Annotated in this window: 18 protein-coding genes; 5 read left to right on the forward strand and 13 right to left on the reverse strand. The window is 62.6% G+C overall.

Annotation, left to right across the window (positions count from 1 at the left end; translation table 11 throughout):
• Positions 1–105: 105 nt before the first annotated feature.
• Both lysA and MHY87_RS10140 read right to left on the reverse strand, forming a co-directional pair.
• On the reverse strand, positions 106–1,374 hold the full coding sequence (gene lysA, locus MHY87_RS10135; RefSeq protein ID WP_239351444.1) for a diaminopimelate decarboxylase: 1,269 nt from the start codon (positions 1,372–1,374) through the stop codon (positions 106–108).
• Positions 1,375–1,383: 9 nt separating this feature from the next.
• Positions 1,384–1,626, reverse strand: coding sequence for a lipoprotein (locus MHY87_RS10140; RefSeq protein WP_239351446.1), 243 nt, complete (start codon positions 1,624–1,626; stop codon positions 1,384–1,386).
• A gap of 159 nt (positions 1,627–1,785) precedes the next feature.
• On the opposite strand from MHY87_RS10140, the gene MHY87_RS10145 reads away from it, so the two are divergent.
• Positions 1,786–2,448, forward strand: a complete 663-nt coding sequence (locus tag MHY87_RS10145; RefSeq protein WP_239351448.1) for a TlpA family protein disulfide reductase — start codon at positions 1,786–1,788, stop codon at positions 2,446–2,448.
• Here the strand turns inward: MHY87_RS10145 and MHY87_RS10150 are convergent.
• From MHY87_RS10150 to purS, 6 genes are all read right to left on the reverse strand, one after another.
• Positions 2,445–2,762 (reverse strand): hypothetical protein, encoded by a 318-nt coding sequence (locus MHY87_RS10150; protein WP_239351450.1) that lies wholly within the window; start codon positions 2,760–2,762, stop codon positions 2,445–2,447. The genes MHY87_RS10145 and MHY87_RS10150 overlap by 4 nt on opposite strands.
• A 202-nt stretch (positions 2,763–2,964) precedes the next feature.
• On the reverse strand, positions 2,965–3,300 hold the full coding sequence (gene grxD, locus MHY87_RS10155) for a Grx4 family monothiol glutaredoxin (RefSeq protein WP_239351452.1): 336 nt from the start codon (positions 3,298–3,300) through the stop codon (positions 2,965–2,967).
• Between the two features lie 45 nt (positions 3,301–3,345).
• Positions 3,346–3,582, reverse strand: a complete 237-nt coding sequence (locus tag MHY87_RS10160) for a BolA family protein (RefSeq protein WP_239351454.1) — start codon at positions 3,580–3,582, stop codon at positions 3,346–3,348.
• Between the two features lie 12 nt (positions 3,583–3,594).
• Positions 3,595–5,805, reverse strand: coding sequence for a phosphoribosylformylglycinamidine synthase subunit PurL (purL, locus tag MHY87_RS10165; RefSeq protein ID WP_239351456.1), 2,211 nt, complete (start codon positions 5,803–5,805; stop codon positions 3,595–3,597).
• Between the two features lie 21 nt (positions 5,806–5,826).
• Entirely contained in the window at positions 5,827–6,525 is a 699-nt protein-coding gene (gene purQ / locus MHY87_RS10170; RefSeq protein WP_239351457.1) for a phosphoribosylformylglycinamidine synthase subunit PurQ, read from the reverse strand.
• A gap of 7 nt (positions 6,526–6,532) precedes the next feature.
• The gene (purS, locus tag MHY87_RS10175) at positions 6,533–6,772 is read right to left on the reverse strand and encodes a phosphoribosylformylglycinamidine synthase subunit PurS (protein WP_239351458.1); all 240 of its coding nucleotides are present in this window, start codon (positions 6,770–6,772) and stop codon (positions 6,533–6,535) included.
• Positions 6,773–6,958: 186 nt separating this feature from the next.
• Between purS and MHY87_RS10180 the strand changes: the two genes are divergently transcribed.
• Positions 6,959–7,678 carry a penicillin-insensitive murein endopeptidase gene (locus tag MHY87_RS10180; RefSeq protein WP_239351460.1) on the forward strand — a complete coding sequence of 240 codons (720 nt, stop codon included), beginning with the start codon at positions 6,959–6,961 and terminating at the stop codon, positions 7,676–7,678.
• Between the two features lie 12 nt (positions 7,679–7,690).
• Here MHY87_RS10180 and MHY87_RS10185 read toward each other — a convergent pair whose 3' ends face one another.
• Together MHY87_RS10185 and purC are read right to left on the reverse strand one after the other, a co-directional pair.
• Positions 7,691–8,197 carry a hypothetical protein gene (locus MHY87_RS10185; protein WP_239351462.1) on the reverse strand — a complete coding sequence of 169 codons (507 nt, stop codon included), beginning with the start codon at positions 8,195–8,197 and terminating at the stop codon, positions 7,691–7,693.
• Positions 8,198–8,253: 56 nt separating this feature from the next.
• Positions 8,254–9,048, reverse strand: a complete 795-nt coding sequence (purC, locus tag MHY87_RS10190) for a phosphoribosylaminoimidazolesuccinocarboxamide synthase (protein ID WP_239351464.1) — start codon at positions 9,046–9,048, stop codon at positions 8,254–8,256.
• 238 nt (positions 9,049–9,286) lie between these two features.
• On the opposite strand from purC, the gene MHY87_RS10195 reads away from it, so the two are divergent.
• On the forward strand, positions 9,287–9,610 hold the full coding sequence (locus MHY87_RS10195) for a DUF1476 domain-containing protein (protein WP_239351466.1): 324 nt from the start codon (positions 9,287–9,289) through the stop codon (positions 9,608–9,610).
• A 67-nt stretch (positions 9,611–9,677) separates the two neighbouring features.
• On the forward strand, positions 9,678–10,451 hold the full coding sequence (locus MHY87_RS10200) for an HpcH/HpaI aldolase/citrate lyase family protein (RefSeq protein WP_239351468.1): 774 nt from the start codon (positions 9,678–9,680) through the stop codon (positions 10,449–10,451).
• Between the two features lie 57 nt (positions 10,452–10,508).
• On the opposite strand, the gene MHY87_RS10205 is transcribed toward MHY87_RS10200, so the two are convergent.
• Positions 10,509–11,156: a DNA-3-methyladenine glycosylase gene (locus MHY87_RS10205; protein ID WP_239351470.1), complete on the reverse strand. Its 648-nt coding sequence runs from the start codon at positions 11,154–11,156 to the stop codon at positions 10,509–10,511.
• Between the two features lie 30 nt (positions 11,157–11,186).
• Here MHY87_RS10205 and gluQRS point away from each other — a divergent pair, with 30 nt between their 5' ends.
• Positions 11,187–12,077, forward strand: a complete 891-nt coding sequence (gene gluQRS / locus MHY87_RS10210; protein ID WP_239351472.1) for a tRNA glutamyl-Q(34) synthetase GluQRS — start codon at positions 11,187–11,189, stop codon at positions 12,075–12,077.
• Here the strand turns inward: gluQRS and MHY87_RS10215 are convergent.
• Positions 12,056–12,973: an AEC family transporter gene (locus MHY87_RS10215; protein ID WP_239351474.1), complete on the reverse strand. Its 918-nt coding sequence runs from the start codon at positions 12,971–12,973 to the stop codon at positions 12,056–12,058. The genes gluQRS and MHY87_RS10215 overlap by 22 nt on opposite strands.
• A 3-nt stretch (positions 12,974–12,976) precedes the next feature.
• On the reverse strand, positions 12,977–14,965 hold the full coding sequence (locus MHY87_RS10220; protein WP_239351476.1) for a M23 family metallopeptidase: 1,989 nt from the start codon (positions 14,963–14,965) through the stop codon (positions 12,977–12,979).
• Positions 14,966–15,700: the final 735 nt, after the last annotated feature.

A 15,700-nucleotide genomic window follows, 5' to 3' on the forward strand; every position in this document is an offset into this window, starting at 1 on the left:
CGTCAAATGGGCACAAAGCGCCGCAAGGGAGGATTATCACGGGTGCCGCGTTCACATCCTTGTCAGGACAACAGCTAAGCGCGACACCTGTTCGCGGAAGATGCGTCAGGCAAGCCAGCCCGGAATTTTATCCAGCCCGATGAGGTCCTCGTAAGCGGGGCGCGGGCGCACCACGGCGCTCTCGGAACCGCGCACCAGAACCTCGGGCACGAGGAGGCGGGTGTTGTAGGTGTTGGCTTGAACCGCGCCATAGGCGCCCGCCGTCATGACGGCGATGAGATCGCCCGGCTTCACCGCAGGCATGTCGCGAGAGAGGGCAAGATAATCGCCCGTCTCGCAGACGGGCCCGACCACATCGGCGACGATGTGCGGCGTGCTCGGTGAGGGCTCAGCCACCGGCTTGATGTTGTGAAACGCCTCGTAGAGCGTCGGGCGGATGAGATCGTTCATCGCCGCGTCGACGATCACGAAGGTGCGGCCCGCGCCTTCCTTCACGTAGATGACCTTGGCGATGAGAACGCCCGCATTGCCCGCGATCAAACGGCCCATCTCGAAGACGAGCTTGAGGCCAAGCGATTTCGTGTGCTGCTTGATGATCTGCGCATAGGCCTGCGGATCGGGCGGAGGCGCGTTGTCGTCGCGATAGGGCACGCCGAGACCGCCGCCGAGATCGATGTGATGAAGCTTGTGCCCGTCAGCCATCAGGTCACGGGCGAGCTCGACGAGAAGCGCGGTGGCGTTGTCGAAGGGCGACAGATCCGTGATCTGGCTGCCGATATGCATATCGACGCCGGTGATCTCAATGCCTTTCAATTGCGCTGCGCGCGCATAAACCTCGCGGGCACGCGAGATCGGAATGCCGAACTTGTTCTCGGATTTGCCGGTCGAAATCTTCTGGTGCGTCTTCGCATCCACGTCGGGATTGATGCGGATCGAGATCGGCGCGCGCATGCCTTTCGACAACGCGACTTCGGACAGCGCTTCCAGTTCCGGCTCGGACTCCACGTTGAAGCAGAGAATGCCGCTGTCGAGAGCAAACGCCATTTCCGACTTCGTCTTGCCGACGCCGGAGAACACAATACGCTCGCCCGGCGTGCCTGCGGCCAGCGCGCGGCGCAATTCGCCTTCCGAGACGATGTCCATGCCCGCGCCGAGATTCGCCAGCGTCTTGAGCACCGCTTGGTTCGAGTTCGCCTTCATGGCGTAGCAGACGAGGGCGTCGGTATCCGCGAAGGCTTCGGAGAAGACGCGGTAATGCCGCTCGAGCGTCGCCGAGGAATAGCAATAGAACGGGGTTCCGACCTCGTCCGCGAGACGGCGCAGGCTGACGTCCTCAGCGTGGAGGACGCCGTCGCGATAGGCGAAATGGTGCATCGGGCGGCCTTACAGCAGCGGATCGAGAATAAAGGGCTTGTTGGGAACGGTATAGCCGCGACGAGGTGTCGAGCGCGGCGTGCCGACCGGCGAGGGCAGGGTGGCCTGATCGGCGGTGCTCTGCTGCTGCGCCTGGGGAGCGGACCCATCCGGCGGCGGCTCCAGCGCGCCACGGCGGCCGCAGGCCGAGAGGCCGAGAACGATGAGGCCGGCCACCAGGGCCGCACGGGAGAAAGAAACGCAGGTCGACATCAGAAGCTCCGAAACGTGGCCGCACCATAACGGGAAGCGACAGGAGATGCGAGAGGCAAGGTGAGGCTGTCAGGGGCCTTTCAGCCTCCACGGCATCGTGATGGCGGATTTGCGTCGCAAGGGCTTGAGGCTTGGCCGAAAAAGAGCCACATCGGGCCCATGTCGAACGCATCGGAAACACCGAAATCCCGCAACCGGTTCTGGCCAATTGGCCTCGCCGCTCTTTTCCTGATCGGCGCAGGCGCCGCTTGGTACGGCTTTTCCCATGTCGGGAGCACCGTCCCCCAGGCGGCGAGCGAGTGCCGTGCCTCGACCGCCGTCGCGGAGCGCCTCGATCCATTGGCGAAGGGCGAGCTTGCCGCGCTTGGCGTGAGCAAAGCCCCCAAGCCCGCTCCGGTGATCGCCTTCGCGGGTTCCGAAGGTCAACCGATGAGCCTTGCCGATTTCAAGGGCAAGACGATCCTCGTAAATCTCTGGGCGACCTGGTGCGTGCCCTGCCGCGAGGAAATGCCCGCCCTCGACAAGCTTCAGGCGGAGTTCGGCGGCTCCGATTTTGAGGTGGTGGCGATCAACGTGGATACCCGCAATCCCGACAAGCCGAAGGCGTGGTTGCAGGAGAACGGCATCAGGAACCTCGCCTATCATGCCGATCCGGGAGGCAAGTTGCTTCAGGTCCTGCAGAAGTCCGGTCACGTGGTCGGATTGCCGACGACATTCATGGTGGATGCATCGGGCTGCGAGATCGCGCTGTTGAAAGGCCCCGCCGAATGGGCCTCGCCGGATGCGATGGCTTTCGTCAGGACGGCGCTGGGGCGGACTTAAACCCGGAAGCTTCCGTCCCCGTCGGGCTGGCCCAGCTCGCCGGAGAAGGCGGGTTTCGAGAGACGCCAGGGGCGGTCCATGGCCTTTCGCGCTTCGCCTTTCTGAAGCAGGCGCGGCGTGCCGTCTGCCAGAACTTCCTCGATCACGAGAAAGCCGAAGGCCTGCAGGATCAGGCAAGCGGTCTTAGTGGCAACGTCATCGGCCCCCACGGCCAGGGAGCCTGCAGCGTAGACCCGCTCCAGGATGGTCTTGGGATGATGCCTTACCCCCGCACGCGGCTTGAAGGCGACGACATTCGTCTCCGGCTCGAACATGGATTTTGCCCCCGTCTCGAACCGCCGCGTTGTGTTGTTATGCCGGCGGTTCTTGGAAAGAACGTGGACCGATTATGCCGGAAACTGAGCCATTTGAGGAATGCGACATAAGACGCTCCCCATTCGGGCGGAGCGTGGCTGTTTCAGGCAATAAAAAAGCGGGGCTTCGAGCCCCGCCTTTGTGGTCATCTGCCAGTGCCGATCAGGCGCTCTGCTGAACCTGGATGCCCTTGTCGGCGAAGAGCTGTTGCAGCTCGCCGGCCTGGAACATCTCGCGGGTGATGTCGCAGCCGCCGATGAACTCGCCCTTCACGTAGAGCTGAGGAATGGTCGGCCAGTTGGAATAATCCTTGATGCCCTGGCGGACGGCGTCGTTCTCCAGGACGTTCACGCCCTTATAGTCGACGCCGAGATAGTTGAGGATCTGGACCACTTGCCCTGAGAACCCGCACATGGGGAATTGCGGCGTGCCCTTCATGAACAGCACGACGTCGTTGGACTTCACTTCGTTGTCGATGATCTGGTTGGCGTCAGCCATGGAATTCTCCTTGCGTCCCAGCGGTCAAGGCGCCGGGGTCGTCTCTCAATTGTCGGGTGCCAGCGTCGTCAATGCAAGGGCGTGGAGCACGCCACCCATGCGGCCTTGCAGCGCTGCATAGACCATCTGGTGCTGCTGGACCCGGGATTTGCCCCTGAAGGCGGAAGACGTGACGGTGGCGGCATAATGGTCGCCGTCGCCCGCCAGATCCTTGATCTCCACGACCGCGTCGGGGAGGGCGGCCTTGATCATGCTCTCGATATCGCGTGCATCCATGGGCATGGATCAAACTCCTTACGACTTGCCGGTCATGTATTCGGGTAGCCATGCCTCGTGAGCCGTTTTCAGCTGCTTCACGGATATGACCTGGGTGCCCGGCAGAATCAACGAATCGCCACCGGTGACGCCCAGCGTCACGGCGGGAATACCGAGAGCGCCGGCTTCATAGAGAATGTCGGCAGCAACGTCCTCATCGACGGCGATGAGATAACGCGCCTGATCCTCGCCGAAGAGGAAGGCGTGAAGCGGCATGTTGTCAGGCGCCGCAGTGATCGTCGCGCCGACATTGCCCGCCATCGCCATTTCAGCAAGGGACAGGGCGATGCCGCCATCGGAGCAATCGTGCACCGTCTTCACCTGACCGGAGCGGATGAGCTGGCGGATGAAGTCACCGTTGCGCTTCTCGGTGGCGAGATCGACCGGCGGCGGAGCGCCTTCCTCACGGCCGCAAACGTCGCGCAGGTAAATCGACTGGCCGAGCCAGCCTTGCGTTGCGCCGACGAGAATGATCGCCTCGCCCTTGTTCTTGAAGGCGACGGATGCGTTCACCGTCACGTCGTCGAGTACGCCCACGCCGCCAATGGCGGGAGTGGGCAGAATGCCCTGGCCGTTGGTCTCATTGTAGAGCGAGACGTTGCCGGACACGACGGGGAATTCGAGCACCTTGCAGGCCTCGCCGATGCCTTTCAGGCAGCCGACGAACTGGCCCATAGATTCAGGACGCTCGGGGCTTGCGAAGTTCAGGTTGTCGGTGATCGCGAGCGGCAGGCCGCCGACCGCCGTGATATTGCGCCAAGCTTCCGCCACCGCCTGCTTGCCGCCCTCGAACGGATCGGCCTCGCAATAGCGCGGCGTCACGTCGGTGGTGAGCGCAAGGCCCTTCGGCCCGTCCTCGACGCGCACGATGGCGGCATCGCCGCCGGGTGTCTGCACCGTGTTGCCGAGGATGAGGTGGTCATACTGCTCCCACACCCAGCGCTTGGAGCACTGGTCCGGCGAGCCGACGAGTTTGAGCAGCGCTTCGGCTTCCGACATCGGCGCCTTCACGCTTGCAGCATCGATCACGGGACGCTTCGGGCTTTCGACCCACGGGCGATCATAGAGCGGAGCTTCGTCGCCGAGTTCCTTGATCGGCAGATCGGCCTTCACCTCGCCCTGATGCTTGATGACGAAGCGCAGCGTGTCAGTGGTCTTGCCGATCACGGCGAAGTCCAGGCCCCATTTGTGGAAGATGGCTTCGGCCTCTTTTTCCATGCCGGGCTTGAGCACCATGAGCATGCGCTCCTGGCTCTCGGACAGCATCATCTCGTAAGCGGTCATGCCTTCTTCGCGGCACGGCACCTTGTCGAGATCGAGTTCGACGCCGAGATTGCCCTTCGCGCCCATCTCCACAGCGGAGCTGGTGAGACCGGCAGCGCCCATGTCCTGAATCGCGATCACCGCGCCGGACTTCATGAGTTCGAGGCAGGCTTCGAGCAGGAGCTTCTCGGCGAAGGGATCGCCGACCTGCACGGTGGGACGCTTTTCTTCCGACGCATCGTCGAATTCGGCGGACGCCATCGTCGCGCCGTGAATGCCGTCGCGTCCGGTCTTGGAGCCGAGATAGACGATCGGATTTCCGACGCCGGTGGCCTTCGCGTACCAAATCTCATCCGTGCGGGCGAGGCCGACAGCCATCGCGTTGACGAGGATGTTGCCGTTGTAGCGCTTGTCGAAACCAACAGAGCCGCCGACGGTGGGCACGCCGAACGAATTGCCGTAGCCGCCGATGCCCGCGACCACGCCCGAAACGAGGTGCGGAGTCTTCGGATGATCCGGCTCGCCGAAGCGCAGGAAGTTCAGCGCCGCAATCGGACGCGCGCCCATGGTGAACACGTCACGCAAAATGCCGCCCACGCCCGTCGCCGCGCCCTGATAGGGCTCGATGAAGGACGGATGGTTGTGGCTTTCCATCTTGAAGATGCAGGCGAGGCCATCGCCGATATCGATCACGCCCGCGTTCTCGCCGGGGCCCTGGATGACCCACGGCGCTTTCGTCGGCAGGCCGCGCAGATGGATGCGCGAGGATTTGTACGAGCAATGCTCGTTCCACATGGCGGAGACGATGCCGAGCTCGGTGATGGTCGGCGTGCGGCCGATCAGCTTCACGAAACGCTCGTATTCGTCAGGCTTCAGTCCGTGCTCCTTGACCAGCTCCGGGGTGATGGCGACGTCGTTGCGGATCATCATTATCTCGTGAGTTGGAAATTAGGCTGCGCGGGAGAAAGAAGACACGAGGCTCTCGAAGAGGCCGCGCCCATCGGTGCCGCCCACGAGGTCTTCGATCAGGTTTTCCGGATGAGGCATCATGCCGAGCACGTTGAGCTTGTCGGAATAGATGCCGGCAATCGAATTCATCGAGCCGTTGCGGTTGGAATCGGGCGTCACATGGCCGTTCGCATCCGAGTAGCGGAAGGCGACGAGGCCTTCGCCTTCGAGACGCTTCAGCGTTTCCGCATCCGCCGTGTAATTGCCCTCGCCATGCGCCACGCAGACGTCGATGGCCTGACCCTTGGCGTAGTTCTTCGTGAAGGCGGTGTCGTTGCGCTCAACCTTCAGGAACTGGCGATGGCAGATGAACTTGAGGTTCGCGTTGCGCATCAGAATGCCGGGCAGAAGGCCAGCTTCGCAGAGGATCTGGAAGCCGTTGCAGACGCCGAGCACGAGGCCGCCGCGCGCTGCATGGGCGCGGACTGCATCCATCACGGTGGCGCGTCCGGCAATCGCGCCGCAGCGGAGATAATCGCCATAAGAAAAGCCGCCCGGCAGGACCACGAGGTCCGTGCCCTTGGGCAGCTCGGTTTCGGCATGCCAGACCTTCTGGGCGTCGGAGCCCGCCAGCTTGAGAGCCCGCACCATATCGCCTTCGCGATTGGAGCCGGGGAAGACGATGACAGCGGATTTCATGTCGGCCTCAAACGATCTCGACGCGGTAATTTTCGATGACGGTGTTCGCGAGCAGCTTCTCGCAGGCTGCCTTGAGCGAGGCTTCGGCTTTGGCCTTGTCGCCCGTCTCCAGCTCGATATCGAACACCTTGCCCTGGCGGACGCCGGCAATGCCATCCACGCCAAGGGACTTCAGGGCCCCTTCGATGGCCTTGCCTTGGGGGTCGAGAACGCCGTTCTTCAGGGTGACGGTGACGCGAGCTTTCATGGGAGGCCTCGAGGTTTTGAGATTTGCCCCACGCCATAAAGCTAATGCCCTCAAGAAACAACGCCTTTGGCGTCTAATTCACGGGCAGTGGTACAGGGTATCCCCTTTAACCTTCCATGCCTTGCTGGAACAGATACCCGCTCTTATGAAGGATCTGTGTATGATACCTTGTTTCAGGAAGCCAAATTGCAGGACCTCGTGCCGATCCCCTTCCTAAGAGCCAAGCCCTGCGCTTTCATCGCCTTGTCCCTGATGCTGATCGCTTCCAATGCGTTCGGGGCCGAGAGCGTCTGTTTCGGCGGAACGGCAAAAGGACGGCTGGAAAACGGCGTCGCCCTGCCGCAATCGGGGCCGAATTTCACCGCCTATAGCCGCTTCGCATCCACCCTCGACCGGACCTACGTCCACTCCAAGGTGGCCGATGTCGTCGGCGAGGCTTACGCGGCTTTGGCCAAGGCTCAGAAGGATCTGGTTTTTGTCTATGGCGAGAGTGGCCACGAGAAAGGCGGCCCTTTTCCGCCTCATCGCACCCACCAGAATGGGCTCTCGGTGGATTTCATGGTCCCCGTTCGGAACAAGGCCGGAAGATCGGTCGCCCTGCCGACCCATCCCTTGAACCGGTACGGATACGATCTCGAATTCGACCGCCGGGGGCGAATGAAGGATTATCGGATCGATTTCGAGGCCATGGCCCTGCATCTCGAAGCTCTCGACCGCTCCGCGAAGAAGCGTGGCATCGGGATCGAGCGCGTGATCTTCGATCCCGCCTATCTCCCCTTGCTCTTTGCGACGTCAAGAGGGGTCTACCTTCAGTCAGAGATGACCTTCATGCGCCGGCAGGCCTGGGTTCGGCACGACGAGCATTACCATGTGGACTTTGCTCTGCCCTGCAAGCCTCTGCGATAACCAGTCGAAGGCTTAGCGGAACTCGCGCTCGGCCGCTTCTTGAACGCTCTGCCGCACGAGTTCGGACGAGACACCGATGGCCAGAACCACATCCAGGCCCTCCCCGGAGCGGCGTCCCATGGCTGCGCCGTAAGCCGGAGGCTTGCCGCCGTCCTTGGGGCTCAAGGTGATGGCAAAGCCCGGATAAGGCGCGCCTTTAAAACGCTCGACGGCAATGTCGGTCTTCACCGGCTTTTTCCGGTCCACGGGGGAGCGCAGCGCCCGGGCGAGGCGCTCGGGGTCCTTGAGCAGGGCTTCCGTCACTTGCGCGTCCTTACCATTCAGGCGGATGACGCCGACGGCGAGGCCGGGATTGCAAGCAGGCGGGGCGCAGAAGGAGAGGGCAATGGGCTCCGCCCGATCCTCGGCGAGCCATTTGCGCAAGGGCAGAGCGTCCCAGGAGGCGTCGGTCTGCAGGCCTGCGACGGTGCGGGGAATGTAGTCGCAGGCAGTCAGGCTGAGGGCGACACCTAAGCCCAACAACAATGCCCGGCACGAAGCCGGGCATCTGATCTTATGCAGGAAGGACGAGGCACTCACTGCACGAGGCGGGGACCGCCGGTGACGATGTTCTCGTTCTCGGAGAGGATGCCGAGACGGCGGGCGACCTCCGTATAGGCCTCCACCAGCCCGCCCATGTCCTGGCGGAAGCGGTCCTTGTCGAGCTTGTCCTTGGACTTGATGTCCCAGAGACGGCACGAATCCGGGGAAATCTCGTCGGCGACGACGATGCGCATCAGCTCGCCTTCCCAGAGACGGCCCGTCTCGAGCTTGAAGTCCACGAGGCGGATGCCGACGCCGAGGAAGAGGCCGGACAGGAAGTCGTTGACGCGGATGGCGAGCGCCATGATGTCGTCGATCTCCTGGGGCGAGGCCCAGCCGAAGGCGGTGATGTGCTCTTCCGAGACGATCGGATCGCCGAGTTCATCGTTCTTGTAATAGAATTCGATGATCGAGCGGGGCAGCTGCGTGCCTTCCTCAAGGCCGAGCCTCTTGGCGAGCGAGCCTGCCGCCACGTTTCGCACCACGACCTCGAGGGGGATGATCTCCACCTCACGAATCAGCTGCTCGCGCATGTTCAGGCGGCGGATGAAGTGGGTCGGGATGCCGATATCGTTCAGGTTCTGGAAAACGTATTCCGAGATCCGGTTGTTCAGCACACCCTTGCCGTCGATCACTTCGTGCTTCTTGGCATTGAAGGCTGTGGCATCATCCTTGAAGTGCTGGATGAGCGTTCCGGGTTCGGGGCCCTCATAGAGGACCTTCGCCTTGCCCTCATAGACGCGACGGCGACGATTCATAGGCGTGTACCGTGGTTTGAGAAAATCCATAATGCCGTGGGCTCCTGGCTAGACATGGTGCTGTTCCGCGGCTGGCGTTAAGCGCGGCTTTAGACCGGCGCTCCGCTTCAGGGCAACCTATCCGATCAAGGAGACGAGCACAACGCGCAGAGGAGGAAACGGGCCTTTTTGGCCCCTCAGGCACCCTCTTCTAGATGGGGAGCGTCTGGCGCTGGCGCGAGTGCGCCCTTATATCGCATGAAGGCTCAAGCTTAAGGAGAACGACGCAATGACCGGATTCGATGACCGTAGAGACGCCTACGAGAAGCAGTTCGCCCATGACGAGGAGCTGCGCTTCAAGGCCACGGCGCGTCGCAATAAGCTGTTCGGTCTCTGGGTCGCCGACCGCCTGGGAAAGACCAGCGATGAGGCTGAGGCCTACGCCAAGAGCGTCGTTCTTGCCGACTTTGAGGAAGCTGGGGATGCGGACATCCTGCGCAAGGTCGGGAAAGATCTCGACGGCGCTGGCAAGCCGACCGGGGAGGCGGAGCTCAAGGCAAAGCTCGTCGAGCTGACCGAGCGTGCCATTCAGGAGATTAAGGGGGGCCGGTAGCGGCCCTTTTCCTTTTTCATTGATCCATTTCTGCCAAACAGCAGCAAGAACTGCAGAAAAGAGTGCCATGCTGATCAACCCATCCTTCCCCGACCTTCTGAAAGGGGGCACGCCTCTGCTCACCGCTTGGTGCGGGCTTCCGGACCCTTCCGTCCCGGCCTTGCTGGCCCGGGAGGAGTTCGACGCGGTGGCGATGGACATGCAGCACGGCTCCATGGACTTCGCCGCCGCGCTGAGGGCTGTTCCCCTGATCGCGGCGGCGGGAAAGCCAGCCCTGGTTCGCATTCCCGTCGGTGAGTTCGCCATGGCTTCCCGCTTTCTCGATGCCGGCGTCTCGGGCGTGATCGCGCCCATGATCAACACCATCGAGGATGCCAGGCGCTTTGCCTCCTTCATGAAGTTTCCGTCCGTGGGCCAGCGCAGCTGGGGCGCCTATGGAGCGCTTGCCCTGTCGGGCTTGGAGCCTGCGGAATACTTACGCCGCGCCAACGATCTGACCGTGTCCTTCGCCATGGTGGAAACCCGGGAGGCGCTCGCCATCATCGACGAGATTCTCGAGGTGCCGGGCATCGACGGTGTCTTCGCCGGCCCGGCCGATCTCTCCATCGCGCTCTTAGGCGGCAAGGGTGTGGACCCGGCCAGCGCCGAGGTCGAAAAAGCGCTCGATCATGTGCTCGCCCGGGTTCGGGCAGCAGGCAAGATCGCCGCCATCTTCGCGCCCTCCGGTGCCCGGGCAGGGGACCTCGCCCGCAAAGGCTTCAACATGGTCTGCATCGGCAGCGACATGAGCATGCTGCGGGCCGGAGCCCAAGCGTCGCTTGCAGCTGCGCAGCAGGGCTGAAGCATCGAACGCAAAAGTGGGAACCGGTTTTGCGTGAAAAGATGCGCTCTTTAAGCCTCAGGTAACGGGGCTGCCTTCCCGCGCCTTGGCCACGCGGTAATAGGCCCAGAGCACCTTGGCGGCGACGCCCCGCCAAGGCCGCCAACGCTCCGCCAGAACAGTGAGCGCCTTCGCGTCGGGCCGCTCCTCCAGGGCATAGGCGATCCGGGCCGCCTCCTGTACGGCGAGATCGCCGCCTGGAAACGCATCCGGATGGCCGAGGCAGAACAGCAGGTAGATGTCGGCTGTCCACGGGCCGATCCCCTTCACCCGCGTGAGAAGGTTGTGCGCCTCGTCGGCGGGAAGTTCATGCAGCTGGTCGAGGGGTAGCCGTCCCTCCACGATCTCGGTGGCGGTGGCACGAATGGTTCTCACCTTCATGGCCGAGAGGCCCGCCGCCCGCAGCTCGTCGTCGGAGAGGCTCAGGAACCGTTCTGGGGTAGGCGGCTCAAGGATCGCTCTTACCCGCCCCCAGATCGCGGCGGCGCTTGCGGTCGACACCTGCTGGCCGGTGATGATCCAGGCGAGCCCCTCGAAACCTGGCGGGCGCTTGCGCAATTGCGGGACGATGCCCTCCGCCGAAAGCCGCGCCATCACGGGGTCAAGCTTGGCGAGCGCCTTCAGGCCCCTCTTGAGAACCGCGTCCGTTTCGAGGAGGGTGGCCATCCATTCATTCCCGTTCTTCAAAGGCCGTCCGTGACGAAGCCCGTATTCCGATTTGCCCCAAGCCCCAACGGACGGCTTCATCTCGGCCATGCCTATTCGGCCCTGCTCAACGATACGCTCGCCCGCCGGCTCAACGGCCGCTTTCTTTTGCGCATCGAGGATATCGATATCACACGCTGCCGTCCTGAATACGAGAGCGCGATTGATGAGGATCTTCGCTGGCTTGGTCTGGAATGGGAAAAGCCTGTGCGGAGGCAGTCGGAGTATTTCGCGGATTATCGAAAGACTTTCCAGGCATTGAAGGGCAAGGGGCTTGCTTATCCCTGCTTCTGCTCGCGGAAAGAAATTGCGCAGAAGATCGAGGCCGTCGAGGCGGAAAGCGGCAAGGAATGGCCGCGCGATCCCGATGGGGCGCCACTCTATCCGGGCATCTGCAGAAAGCTCTCAGACGATGAGGCCGCAAGAAGGATCGAGGCGGGCGAGCCGCATGCATGGCGCATCGATATGCAGGCTGCGCGCCAGCTCCTTCCCGGCCCGCACACTTTCACACGCTTCACGCTCGATGGTGATGAGGAGATCGCCGAAGCCGATCCCTGGCGCTGGGGCGATGCGGTGATCGTGCGCAAGGATGTGCCGACGAGCTATCATCTCTCCGTCGTGCTGGATGATGCCTTGCAAGGTGTCACTCATGTGGTGCGCGGTCAGGATCTGGAAGCTGCTACCGATCTGCACGTGCTCCTGCAGAAGCTGCTCGAGCTTCCGACGCCGCGCTATCATCATCACGGCCTGATCCTCGATCCCGGCGGCGACAAGCTCGCGAAAAGCCGGAAATCGGAAGCACTCCATGAATTGCGGGAGCAAGGCGTGACGCCTGCCGAGATCAGGCAGCGCCTCGGCTTTCAGCCGACGCCCAGCACATAGAGCCACACCAGCGTAGTGCCCAAGGCCAAAGCCGTGGAGAGCGTCACCGCGCTCGATGCCAGGGCAACGCCCTCATTATATCGCTCGGCAAACAGATAAGCATTGATGCCGGAAGGGCACGAGGCGAAGAGCACCGCAACCCCCGCCCAGACGGGTGGCATCTCGAACACGTAAGTGGCGAGCAGCAGCACCACGAGCGGATGCACCACGAGCTTGAGCACGGAAATCAGTGTCGGCAGCTTCCACCCCATCTTCATGCCGTAGCGCCGAAGCGCGATGCCCATGGAAATCAGGGCGCAAGGCACGGCCGCGCTCGCGATCAGATCCACGATCTGCCAGAGGGGTGCGGGAATGGCATGAGCGATTGGACGGAGAGCGGAGCCCGCCAGGATGCCGATCACGATAGGATGGGTCGCCAACCGGCGAAGAATGATGAGAGGCGAGGCCTGGCGTCCTTCCGCCAGCACCGTGGCAAGCGTCATGGTCACAGGCAGGTGCACCGCGAGCAGCAGGAAGAGCGGAACCGCGCCCTCGTCGCCATAGGCCTTGAGGATCATCGGCACGCCGACGAAGACGGTGTTGGCCTGGCCTGCCGAGAATCCGGCAACGACGCTCGAGACACCTTTGATCCCGAAGAAATGCCGGCCGATCGTGGTAGCCAGAACCCACACCACGGCGACGCCCACGAAATAGGAGATCCAATAGCCCCAGGGCTGCACCGCCGGGATCTCCGCCTTCACGAGCGTGCGGAAGATCAGGCAGGGAACGGAGAGACTGAAGACGAATTCCGAGAGGCCTTCTCCCATGCGCTCGGAGACGAAGCCCGTGCGGCGCGCGAGATATCCGATCCCGATCAGGCCGAAGACCGGGAAGACGATCAGAAACAGGTCGAGCATGACTTAGCGAAGGTCTGCGCGCTGGGAGAGGCTTGCCGTTGGGCCGGCCTGGCCCATGAGGCCGTCCACCTGCTCGCGCTGGCGCTTGAACTCGGCGAGGCTGCGGCCGTCGAGCTCGCGGCCCTGCGGAAGGCGGATCTTCAGCGGATCGACGAAGCTGCCGTTGATCAGCACTTCGTAGTGAAGGTGAGGGCCTGTCGAGAGGCCGGTGCTGCCGAGATAGCCGATCACCTGACCCTGACGGACGCGAGCGCCGGGAGCCATGCTCTTGGCAAAGCCCGTCATGTGCGAATAGGTCGTCACATAGCCGTTGGCGTGCTGGATCTCGATATGGCGTCCGTAACCTGACTTCCAGTCGGCAAAGCGGATGGTGCCGTTGCCTGCGGCCATGATCGGCGTTCCGACCTTGTTCGACCAGTCGATACCCGTATGCGGACGCGAATAGCCGAGGATCGGGTGGAAGCGGGAGCCGAAGCCCGAGCGCAGAACGCCGTCCGAGATCGGCTTGCGGAGCAGAAACTTCTTCAAGGAGCGTCCGGTCTCGTCGAAATAGTCGATGGCTCCGTCGTCGCCCTGGAACCGGTAGACGCGGCGCGCTTCTCCGCCCACGGTCAGGGAGGCGTAGAGAATTTCCGGCGTACCATTGCCGCTGTCGTCGTCGGAGCCGAAGAACAGTTCGAAGCTGTCGCCCTGGGCAACGCGGCGCTGGAAATCGACGTCGTAGCCGAAGATGCGGACCAGCTCCTCCACGGTCTCGGGCGGCAAGTCGTTTTTGAGGGCTGTTTCGTAAAGGCTCTCGTAGAGCCTGACACGACCATTGCTTTCCTCGCCCTCTTCTTCCTCCCCGTCCTGCCCGTCCGCGACGGTGGCGTGGTCCAAGGGTTCGTCAGGGGGCGTCACGGAGACGAAAGCACCCCGATCGTTCGTTGCGGCGATGCCCTCGATACCCTTCTCGCCGAAGGCGATGACACGGACGATCTGCCGGGGATCGCCCAGGCGCGGTCCGGGAGCGATGAGGATGCGAAGGCGCTGGCCTTCAGGCATATTCGCAATCTTCATCCGCACTGACAGGGCGTTGGTGATGGCTGCGATCTGCTCCGGGGTCGCGCCATAGCTGCGCAGAACCGTCTCCAGGGTCTCGCCCTTCTTGAACACCACGTCGCGCTCCTCGATCAGGGGCGCGATGGCCTTCTGCTCGATCTTCGGCAGGTCTGTGACGTTCTCGGGCATGACCCGGACTTCGATGGTGCTGAAAGGCGTATCCACGACACGGGCATAGCCCAGGGCTTCACCGAGGCCGTCTGGCTGGCGCAGGGTACGTGACAGCATCTGCTGGGCGGGGATCGCAACGGCGGCGCGCCGCCCGGTCTCGTTGGTGACGCGGCGCTCCTCTTCGAGCATGGCCATCACGTCGTTGTCCGTGAGGGACGGCGCGCTCGCCTCGATGACCATGGCGGCCAGGTCCCGGCGCAGAACCGAGACGTCCGCATCGGTGATTTCGGGGACCTGGTCGATCTTCTCCTGAGTGTCCTCCGCGAAGAGGCGCATGGGGTTGAAGGCGGGAATGTCGGAGGCGTAGGTACCGGCCGAGAGGGACAGGTTCGTCGCGATCTTGACGAACTGGCGAACCTTGATGGCCTCGCGGTCGCCGTTGCGGATCGTCATGGGCGCCTTGAAGCTCTGCTTCGCCGAGGCCGTCAGCTCCGTCATGTTCAGACGGTTGCTCTTGCGTGCTACGTTCGTGGCCCGCTCCCCATCCTGCTCGGACCGGGGATAGGCGATCACGGCGGCGCGCTCGGGAGCCTGGACGGAGGTGGTGGCGCCCTCGATGGAGACATGAATGGAGGCGCCGATGAGGACGGCGCCCGTCACGCCCGTCAGAACGCTGGCGCCAAGCCATCGCAGATTGATTTCGCGCTTGTCGATTTCGGGAGCGGCCGCGCCGCTGGCGGTGAGGGCCGGTTCATGACCGAGCTCGACTCCGGACGCCAAGCTTAAGGCTTCCCGGCGGGAAGCCTTAGACAGGCCGTCATTTGGAGGAACATGGCTCATGATGGACAATATCGTAATCGAGTAGCTTCATGCATAAAGGCTGAGGGCGCTCTAGCACAAGAGAAGGCATAGGCACAGGCTTAACAAGGGAGGGCCCGCCGATGCATATCCTTATAAGAGAGGCGCTGCGGAAACGACGCTTCAACCGTCACTGTGTCCGGAGTGAGGCAAGGCGTGGCTAAACATGTGAGAAGCGCGGCGGTTCGAGAAAGCGTCAAAAAACTTTCACAAGCGTGTTGACAGTCCCGAGAGGCCGGGCCTATAACCCGCCCATCGACGCCGCCGCTGATTGCGGACGGCGCCAAAACCTCCTCAGAAGCGGGCTCAGCAGCCTGACGCAAGTCGGGAAGCGAAGCATGTTCTGGTGAGGGTCTTCTCCGGTTTTCGAGTTTCTCGAAAATATGGAGTTGACAAAGAAAACGAATGATCCTAAATCAGGTTCATCGCGGCGCTGCCGAAAAGGCGGTTCCGAGGTTTCCCTGACAGGCTGGCGGCTCAAGCCGGGTAAAACCGGAGTGAGGCGCTGTTGTCTTCGGAAACTGCATCTTCGGATGTTGCTCTTTGACAAGTGAAGAAAGAAGGAGAAGCGTAGGCGGCGGTGTCCTTGCGCCGGTTCTTTGAACCGGAATGATAAGACAACGACCCGTTCTATGCTTTGGTGAGTACACCGCTTCA

The organism is Microvirga sp. ACRRW (genome assembly GCF_022346925.1).
In the GTDB taxonomy this organism is placed as follows: Bacteria; Pseudomonadota; Alphaproteobacteria; order Rhizobiales; family Beijerinckiaceae; genus Microvirga.